At 43.3% G+C, this 8,655-nt stretch carries 7 protein-coding genes; 3 read left to right on the top strand and 4 right to left on the bottom strand.

The features are described from left to right. The first annotated feature begins 1,218 nt into the window (after positions 1-1,218). The 3 genes from AB1422_13150 to AB1422_13160 all read left to right on the top strand — a co-directional run bounded on the left by AB1422_13150 (position 1,219) and on the right by AB1422_13160 (position 4,653). Positions 1,219-2,757 (top strand): hypothetical protein, encoded by a 1,539-nt coding sequence (locus tag AB1422_13150; protein MEW6620257.1) that lies wholly within the window; start codon positions 1,219-1,221, stop codon positions 2,755-2,757. Between the two features lie 204 nt (positions 2,758-2,961). Next, positions 2,962-3,213: a hypothetical protein gene (locus tag AB1422_13155; protein ID MEW6620258.1), complete on the top strand. Its 252-nt coding sequence runs from the start codon at positions 2,962-2,964 to the stop codon at positions 3,211-3,213. A 138-nt stretch (positions 3,214-3,351) separates the two neighbouring features. Beyond that, positions 3,352-4,653 carry an IS4 family transposase gene (locus AB1422_13160; GenBank protein MEW6620259.1) on the top strand — a complete coding sequence of 434 codons (1,302 nt, stop codon included), beginning with the start codon at positions 3,352-3,354 and terminating at the stop codon, positions 4,651-4,653. Between the two features lie 595 nt (positions 4,654-5,248). Here the strand turns inward: AB1422_13160 and AB1422_13165 are convergent. From AB1422_13165 to AB1422_13180, 4 genes are all read right to left on the bottom strand, one after another. Beyond that, entirely contained in the window at positions 5,249-6,466 is a 1,218-nt protein-coding gene (locus AB1422_13165; GenBank protein MEW6620260.1) for an ABC transporter permease, read from the bottom strand. After that, the gene (locus AB1422_13170) at positions 6,453-7,127 is read right to left on the bottom strand and encodes an ABC transporter ATP-binding protein (protein ID MEW6620261.1); all 675 of its coding nucleotides are present in this window, start codon (positions 7,125-7,127) and stop codon (positions 6,453-6,455) included. The genes AB1422_13165 and AB1422_13170 overlap by 14 nt, the downstream gene beginning before the upstream one ends. Before the next feature lie 271 nt (positions 7,128-7,398). Further along, positions 7,399-7,767 (bottom strand): TolC family protein, encoded by a 369-nt coding sequence (locus tag AB1422_13175; protein MEW6620262.1) that lies wholly within the window; start codon positions 7,765-7,767, stop codon positions 7,399-7,401. A gap of 85 nt (positions 7,768-7,852) precedes the next feature. Further along, on the bottom strand, positions 7,853-8,332 hold the full coding sequence (locus AB1422_13180; GenBank protein MEW6620263.1) for a periplasmic heavy metal sensor: 480 nt from the start codon (positions 8,330-8,332) through the stop codon (positions 7,853-7,855). Positions 8,333-8,655 lie beyond the last annotated feature (323 nt).

The following is an 8,655-nucleotide window of genomic DNA, read 5'->3' on the forward strand; positions in this document are numbered from 1 at the left end:
TTTCCACAATCAATTTCTACCTATTTCTATAAATTTCAATCTATTTCTATTATCTTATCTCCATATCACTCTTATCTCCTTATCCCCTTTCTTACACTTTTGATATATAGCCTGAACGGTTACAAATGAATTTGGTTTTGGACCACGTGGATATCTTTTTTGCATAATTCTTTCCTCCTTAAAATTTCTATGCCCACGTGGAATTATCGTCATTTTATCAGCAAAACTTTAGAAAAAACTGTGAAAAAATTTACTTAACACAGTACTAGGATATATCACCAATTTTATACTCTATCCTCGCCCCGTTTAGAAATGAATTTCTAACGGGGCTCGTATTGAGGAGGTATAACTGAAGAGCCGAATGGGAAGAATCCACAAGTTCGGTTCTGTGAGGGGCATTAAGCACTGAGGAGGTGTTGAAGATGTCTACTCGACTGAAAACAAAGTTTGGAGCGGCGACATTGGTGCTTGCGCTATCGCTTTTTGCCGGGGCTGTCGGTTCTTTCGGGGCTGACCCAGCTAAGGGACCGCTGCCTATCGTCTTCTGGACCTCCGATCCTGTTTGGCCCGGGGATCTGGTGCTCGGATATGGCGCGGGGCTGTCCGGTGCGGAGAACATCCGTGTTGTGCGACTAGCTGATGGTCCCCGCGGAGGGCCCGGCCGAGAGGGCTTCGTGCCGCGTGGCAGTGTGCGCTCCGTGGGCCCGCTCCAGTCCAGCGATCATTCGGTCAAGTTTGTTCTTCCAGAGAATCTGAAGCCGGGCGTCTTTGGCGTTCAACTAGAGACGCCAAAAGGTCGCACTGCGGTGGTGTGGTTAAACCGTCCAGATGTGTGGTGGTGTCAGGGGGACAGAGGTCAAGCGGCCAGTCCTGGAGGGTGGGTGCGAGTTTTTGGAAGGTGTCTGGGATGGAGCGGTCGTGCGATCACAACAGTGTTCCTCAGAGGGGCGAGGGGCGTGGCTATTTCTGCAAAGGCCGATTGTTACTCAGCCAGAGCAGAACTCCCGAAGCACTTACCTGCGGGAGACTACGAGGTCTTTGTCCATAACGGCTTTGGTGGCAAATGGGGCTGGAGTCGGCCTTTGAAGATTTCGGTTGTGAGGCCTGAGGCTTGGTCTAACACGATCTTCAACGTGCGCAAGCTCGGCGCGAAGGGTGACGGCGAGTCCGATGATACCGCAGTAGTCGGCGAAGCACTCAGAAAGGCAAAGGAGGAGGGTGGGGGGAGTCGTCTACTTTCCCCGTGGCGACTACAAGTTTCGTGCCGCACTCGAAGTGCCGCCTAAGACCGTACTCCGGGGGGAGCGACAAGATCTGGTGCACCTCTTCTGGACCGGTGCCCTGGACAATCGCTTGGAGGCAGTCATTCTTGGAACGAACCAATTTGGCATGGAGGACCTCACGCTCACGTTCGTTGCGGCGAACAACGGCATTCTGGCAGACATCCCCCGCCAGGGCGCAGTAGCCATACCCCAAGTGAAGCAGACAGGTGAGCATGCCGGCAACATATTTTTGCGGCGCGTCAGGATGCGGTGGCTCCTCTACGGGGGGCACCTGAGCATCGCTCAAGCAAATCAACTTTTCACTGAAACAGCGAGGGATGGCGGCTACGGGGCTGTGGGCTTCCTCTTTGCGTTCGGGGGCAGGAACATACAAGTCAGTGATTGCGATTTCTACAGTTCGGGTAATGTCTTTAATCTCGTCGAAGCCAAGGGTGCACAGATTACTCGAAACCGCTTCTCCATTGGGCGGTGCGGATGGGCGAACTTTGATGGCTGCGATGGTGTCATCTGTGAGGACAACTCGTTCATCGGCGCTGACAATATGGTTCGCTCCGGTGTAACCTTTTGGTCCTACCAACTGCCGATGCGCAATGCCTATTTTGCTCGAAACTTCCTCAATAACGTTTACTATCATGACCGAGAGGGCATGACGACTGATGGGGCGAGCGGCAAATACTTTGGGCCGGTTGTGGCCTCGGGCATTAGTTCAGTAACTCTTCCGGAAGGTGTGAGCTTCAAGCCGAATGAGATAGTGGGTCATACATGCTTTGTCCTCGACGGTGCAGGGAAAGGTCAATGGCGAGGTGTGATAGCCAACGACGAGCGAACGCTCACGCTTGACCGACAGTGGGACGTGATTCCGGCAAGCGACTCTATCATTGGCGTAAACCACACCGTAGCACATCTGCTAATCCTCGGTAACACCATGGAGGATGTCGGAATCGCTTTCCAGTTTTACGGCACGGCTATGGATTCTATCGTTGCACAGAACCGGTGCGTACGGGCGGGCGGGTTCTTCAGTCATGCTGCACGCTATCCGGGTGGCTCCAAAGATGAGAAAGACACCCAGCCTCAATTCTTCGTTCAGTACCTCGACAATGAGGTGGTTGAAGGCTACACCCCATTCGAGATTCGAGGCTACGACTACGGGCAAGGTCACTCGGTGATCGGCGTTCAAGGTTTCTCCTGGGGAGGCGGAAAACTGGAATGGAAATGGCCATTGGCCCTGGGGTTTGTGATTCGGGGGAATAAGCTCGACTCCAATGCTAAGATCCGTGTCCATGGGGTAGCCGACGGCGATGGTCCTCCCTTGGTCGAGGACGTAGTGGTGGAGAGGAACACATTGTCTTGTTCCCGCGTCGGCATCGACGTCGGCCCACGCTGCGTTGGTATCGTCATTCGGAGGAACAGCTTTCACGAAGTAGACCTGCCGTTTGCCGGCGCCGGCCTGCCAGGGGCCCTGGTTGAGAAGTGAGTACGGCGCGTTAGTCGTTGCGGACGACGAGAGAGCCATGCTCTGCGACGGCGCGATCATCAGAAGAGCAGATAAGATACGCACAAATATTAGATATTGGAATGTACCTGGGACTTACCCTTATTGTGGTGACCTTTATAGTGTATATGTCAGGGATGCTATCGTCATTTATTCCTCCTCAGGAAATACCGAAATACTGGGGGTATGGCATCAAAAGATTTTATACATAACTTTCAGGCTCCTATAGGATGGGAATGGTTAGCAATGGTAGGTAAAGGAGATTATCTGACTTTTGTAGGTATAGCCCTCCTTGCCGGGCTTACAGTCTTATGTTATCTGGTGATATTACCTATTCTCATGAGAAAAAAGGATACTCCCTATGTGGTAATAGCAATTCTTGAGGTTGCTGTTTTAGTCTTAGCCGCAAGTGGAATCTTAAAATCAGGAGGGCACTAATAGGCAAATTTCGGGGACACAATCAATACTGTTCGGCATGATTTTTGCTTAAACTATTTTATTAAAGTGTCGTAACTCATTGATATTAAAGGAGAAAAAATTCTAGACATTTTTATCCTTTTATGTTATAATTGAATCATGGTTAATGATTCAGTTATGAAGGACAAAAAACTTAAAAAGAAGCATGCGATCAGGGAGGAAGACCTTCAGGGATTCAAGCCCCTTTATAAGTTTATCCCTTTTCTCGAACGCTTTCATTTGGTTAAAGACCATCATAATCGAGAGCTTCATTTAGACCAATATCTCAGCCTTATTTTATTATACTTCTTTAACCCTATTATAGATAGTCTTCGTGGAATTCAACAGGTTTCTCACCTTGATAAGGTTAAGAAGTTGCTTGGTGTTGAAAAAGGTGTAAGTCTTGGCTCTCTTTCTGAAGCAAGTTCTGTTTTTGATGCTGAGCTGATTGCCCCTTTAATTAAAGAATTAACAAGCAAAGCTATCCCCTTAGAGAAAGACCCTCAACTTAGAGCGTTGCAACAGACTCTTGTAGCTGTAGATGGGACACTCCTGGCTGCTTTGCCTAAGATGCTCTGGGCATTATGGCTTGACGACAATCATCGGGCAGGTAAACTTCACCTTGAATTTAATATCGTTAAAAATATCCCTCTTAATGCCAAAATTACTCATGCCAATGCTAATGAAAAAACTGTCCTGCGAGAGTTCCTTTCTCCGGATAAAATCTATACTCTGGATGTTGGATATAGCGAATATAAACTCTTTCAGGAGATTATAGATGCCCAGAGTTCTTTTGTTGCCAGGTTGAAAGATAACGCTGTTTATGATATTGCTGAACAAAGACTTTTAACTGATGCTGACAAAGAAGCAGGGGTTAAAAAAGATATAGTCGTTCGATTAGGCTGCAAAAGCAAACAAGATACCATTACCTCTCCTGTTCGAGTTATTGAGGTCTTTCATGAGGGTAATAGTTCAAGACCAAGAACATCAAGGGTCTCAAGCAAAAAGACCTTCAGAACGACTGAGTCTGACTATACCTTTGTTATTGTCACTAACCGCATGGACTTATCTGCTGAAATAATAGCTCTTATCTATCGCTATAGATGGCAGATAGAGCTTTTCTTCCGCTGGTTTAAGTGTATCCTCGGCTGCACCCATCTCATCTCCCTTTCCCAGAATGGTGTCTCTATTCAGGTCTACTGTGCTCTTATCGCCAGTATGTTAATTACCCTCTGGACTGGCTGCAAGCCTAATAAACGCACCTTCGAAATGTTATGCTTCTATTTTTTGGGCTGGGCTAATGAGGAAGAACTAAGCCAGCATATCAAAAAACTTAAAGAACCTAAAAAGAAGAAACCTAAACTAACCGCCTTTACTGGTTCATGGTCGGTTTTTAACCCTCTACTGGCAAACCAGGACTAATACGCTGTCAATAATTCGCACAACCCGCTTCGTGGATACCACAAGCTTGCGGCTGATACATCACTCAAGTAAGACAGGTTTGCGAAGGATAGAAAGTCTGTTGGATGCTCTAACCCTATGCTAACCCAACAAAATGGTGCATAAAATGTACCCCACTTCTTGCTATCCTGTTATAGCTATCCACAACCTTTAACTTGCATTTTCTTCCTCTTTGCTTAAGTCAATACTGGTCTGTGACATTTGTTTTTGCCAGATTGGTAGGCGAACGACCCATGCTTGGCATAGGTGCACCGAGCCTGCAACCATTTCGCAACCTAAAGGTTGCGGCTACCACCAAAAACAGTTGCAGGAAACAAGATAGCAAAAACTTATGTCATAGACCAATACGCAGTTGTCAAATATTGTCTTCCTTCCCTTCATCATACCCTCTCTTTGGTTAAAAGGACCACCATCATCCGTTTCCTTGACTATCTCTTGATAGGTCGTTGTAGCAAATTTAAACCATTCTTCTATCCCTACCCTCAGATACCCCTTCCTTTATCCCTATAGCAAAAATCATGCCGAACAGTATTGCCAACGTCCCCTATTTTCCCTTTTATTCATACCTCAATGCCTCAATTGGTTTCAAGCCTGCGGCTCCTTTTGCCGGGTATAACCCAAAAAAGACCCCAATAGAAACAGAAAAGATAAATGCCAGAAGTATGGAACCGAATGTGATAATTGTTGTCCAGCCAGCTATCATCGAGATTATTTTCGCAACCATAATACCCAATATTATTCCCACCAACCCGCCAGTCAAGCTTAAAATCATCGCCTCAATTAAGAATTGAATTAGAATATCAGTTGGAGTCGCTCCCAGTGCCTTTCTTATCCCTATTTCTCTTGTCCGCTCTATGACAGAGACTAACATAATGTTCATAATGCCTATTCCACCAACTAACAGCGATACAGCCGCAATACTGGTTAAAAGCATCGTAAATGTCCCCAAAACACTTTGCATGGTTTGGAGCATATCTTTCTGACTTCTAACCGTGAAATCATCATCATCTTTTTCTTTTAAATTATGCCGCTGCCTTAAGATATAGGTGATATTATCGCAAACATCGTCCATATTTCTTTCATCTTTAACCTCAATATAGATTACCGAGATATTATCCTGTCCCAAAATCCGTCTTTGCATAGTTGATAGAGGAATATAGATGACATCATCCGGGTTTCCCATTACCTGGGAACCCTTTTCTTTCAATACCCCAATTACTTCAAAACTATGTTGTTTTATCTTTATCTTCTTACTTAGAGGCTCATATTCACCAAAAAGATTATTTACTACCTCTTTCCCCAATATACATACTTTTTTCTTCCCTTTTAATTCCGTTTGGGTAAAATTTCTCCCCTGGCTTATTTGGTAATTTCTAACTTTTAAAAATGATGGTAGCGCACCGGTTAATTGGGTTTCCGTAGTCATATTTTCAAAACTAACCTTTACTCTACTTCTCAACTCGGGTGAAACCTCTTTTATTAAGCTAATTTTTTCTTTAAAGATATTTGCATCCGCTAAGGTCAAGTTTTTAACCGTAGTGCCTCCAGCAGGAAAAGAATGTCCTCTTCCAAACTGACCAGGGTTAACCATCAATAGATTTGTCCCAAGGCTTCTAATACTTTCCCTTATCTGGCTTTTTGCCCCTTTCCCTACGGCAATCATTGTGATTACCGCACAGACACCAATTATTACTCCGAGGATTGTAAGTGTAGAACGGAGTTTATGTGCTCTAAGAGAAGTTTCTGCAATTGCTATTCCTTCAAATATATCCATCTCTTATAATCTCTCCATCCTTCAATTCAATAATTCTTTTGCCAAACCTGGCTACATTGACATCGTGTGTGACCATAATGATGGTATTACCTTGACTATTTAACCTGGTTAAAAGTTCCATTATTTCCCTGCCTGATTTTGAATCAAGGTTTCCCGTGGGCTCATCGGCTAATAAAATCTTTGGACGATTAACTAATGCCCTGGCAATGGCAATTCTCTGTTGTTGACCGCCGGATAATTGAGATGGTTTATGGTTCATCCTATCAATGAGACCAACGGATTTAAGTGCCTCTTTTGCCCTTTCCAATCTTTCTTTCTTTTTTATCCCGGCATAAATCATAGGCACTTCTACATTCTTTAAAGCTGTAGTTCTCGCCAACAGGTTATAACTCTGAAATATAAAGCCAAAGGATTTATTCCTCATCTTCGCCAGCTCTGTTTCATTTAAGTTACCCACCTCTTGTCCTAAAAATTTATAAGAACCATTAGTTGGGACATCCAGACAACTGATGATATTAAGTAAAGTAGATTTACCACTTCCGGATGCTCCCATAATGCTGGTGAATTCGGCTGGTTCAAGATTAAGGGAGATATTATTAAGGGCAGTAATTTCTACCCCATCAAGTTTGTAAATCTTAAAGATATTTTTCAGGATAATCATCTTCCCATCCTTCTCATTTGTCTATCTCTATTGCCTCGTGGCGGCATAAAAAGCCCTTTTGGCACCTCTTTTGCCTGTTTAATCAGGGAAAAATTACCAATGATTATTTGTCCTTCTTTTAATCCTTGAGTTATTTCATATCTATCCTCTGTTTTTAATCCAACTTCAACCCTTTGAGGACGGGTTTGATGTTTAAGAAGGACAATGTAATCTCCTTTTTTATCCCTTTTTACCGCGGTTGAAGAGATAGAGAGGCAAGATGAAACTTCTTTTAAGTCAGGGATAATGAAAGGTCAGATTGGTAAGAAGGGCTTGACTCCTTTTGCCTTTGGGACTTAAGTTCTATATTATAATTTGTTCCCCAATAGAGTTTTTGTGATATTCCAATGGATAAATCCTCTGTGGTAGGAGAGTCAGCACCCGCAAGGTTTGATTTCAAAACCAGATTTTTATCAAAGGATGCCCTTTCAATATTGATTGTTTTCTGGGCGATTTTGGGATTAAATCCTTGCACCTTTATATCCAGATTGTTTTTCAGGGCAAGGTTTATACAATCATTTAAAGTTAATGTAGTTTGCCCATAGACACTTGAAAAAACAAGTAAAAGAATAGCGATTATTGCCACTCTTGTATATCTCAAAATCTTTTTCCTCCAGATAAATAAGGTAATCGGGTAATCGGTGACCAGTATTACCAATCACCGATTACCGATTACCGCTAACTGATTACCGACTCATTGGGCAGTGTGATTCAAAGGGCGGCATCATGGAAAGTTTCTCCAGCTGTTCTTTGGTCAAGATTTTCTTGATTTCCAGAATAAGCTGGATGCGACTCTTCTCTATTTTACTTCTTAAATCAGCAAGTTTGTCAAGATTATCTTGCAATTTTTTCTCGTCACTCTCAGTTGCCATTAATAGCTCATGAATCTCGATTTTTGTCACTTCCACAGAAGATTTAAGAGGAATTATCTCCTTTTTGTTGGCAACGGTTAATTCTCGGATTTTACTTCGTTGCTCCTGATTGAGGTCAAGATGTGTCTTTAGTAGCCTGACCATATCTTGTGGATGGTCAACATTGCTCTCTCTACACTTCTGATGGTGATATTTTGACTCCTCCGGATGTTCCTTAATAGACTCAGTATTTCCGAGAGAAGACATACTCACCACCAATATCAACGCTAAGCCAATAGATATTACTTTGTTCATTTATTTTTACCTCCTCTAAGTTGATGCAGGCAGGGTTCTGCAAAAATAGGAAACTGTAGTTTTTAAGCGGGTATTTAAAACCTCTATTTTTATCAATTTCCTCCAAAGAGCAAAATGCAAAAAGCAAATATAAAAATTACATATCAAAATGTAAAATTATCTCTTTCCTTTCAGCGTTAAAATACTTGAAGCAAAAATATTACCAAATTCCTCCAACTCTTTGAGAAACCCTGCTACTTCCTCTTTGAAATTTGATTTGTAAATTTGCATTTTGATATTTATATTTGATATTTGATATTTGATATTTAATATTTATTTGTTGT

Source organism: bacterium, from assembly GCA_040757115.1.
Classification (GTDB): Bacteria; UBA9089; CG2-30-40-21; order CG2-30-40-21; family SBAY01; genus JBFLXS01.

Excerpts from the sequence above, each read along its gene's own strand:
- AB1422_13155 (MEW6620258.1), top strand. The coding sequence starts at position 2,962 with ATGGCATCAAAAGATTTTATACATAACTTTCAGGCTCCTATAGGATGG.
- AB1422_13160 (MEW6620259.1), top strand. The coding sequence starts at position 3,352 with ATGGTTAATGATTCAGTTATGAAGGACAAAAAACTTAAAAAGAAGCAT.
- AB1422_13165 (MEW6620260.1), bottom strand. The coding sequence starts at position 6,466 with ATGGATATATTTGAAGGAATAGCAATTGCAGAAACTTCTCTTAGAGCA.
- AB1422_13170 (MEW6620261.1), bottom strand. The coding sequence starts at position 7,127 with ATGATTATCCTGAAAAATATCTTTAAGATTTACAAACTTGATGGGGTA.
- AB1422_13180 (MEW6620263.1), bottom strand. The coding sequence starts at position 8,332 with ATGAACAAAGTAATATCTATTGGCTTAGCGTTGATATTGGTGGTGAGT.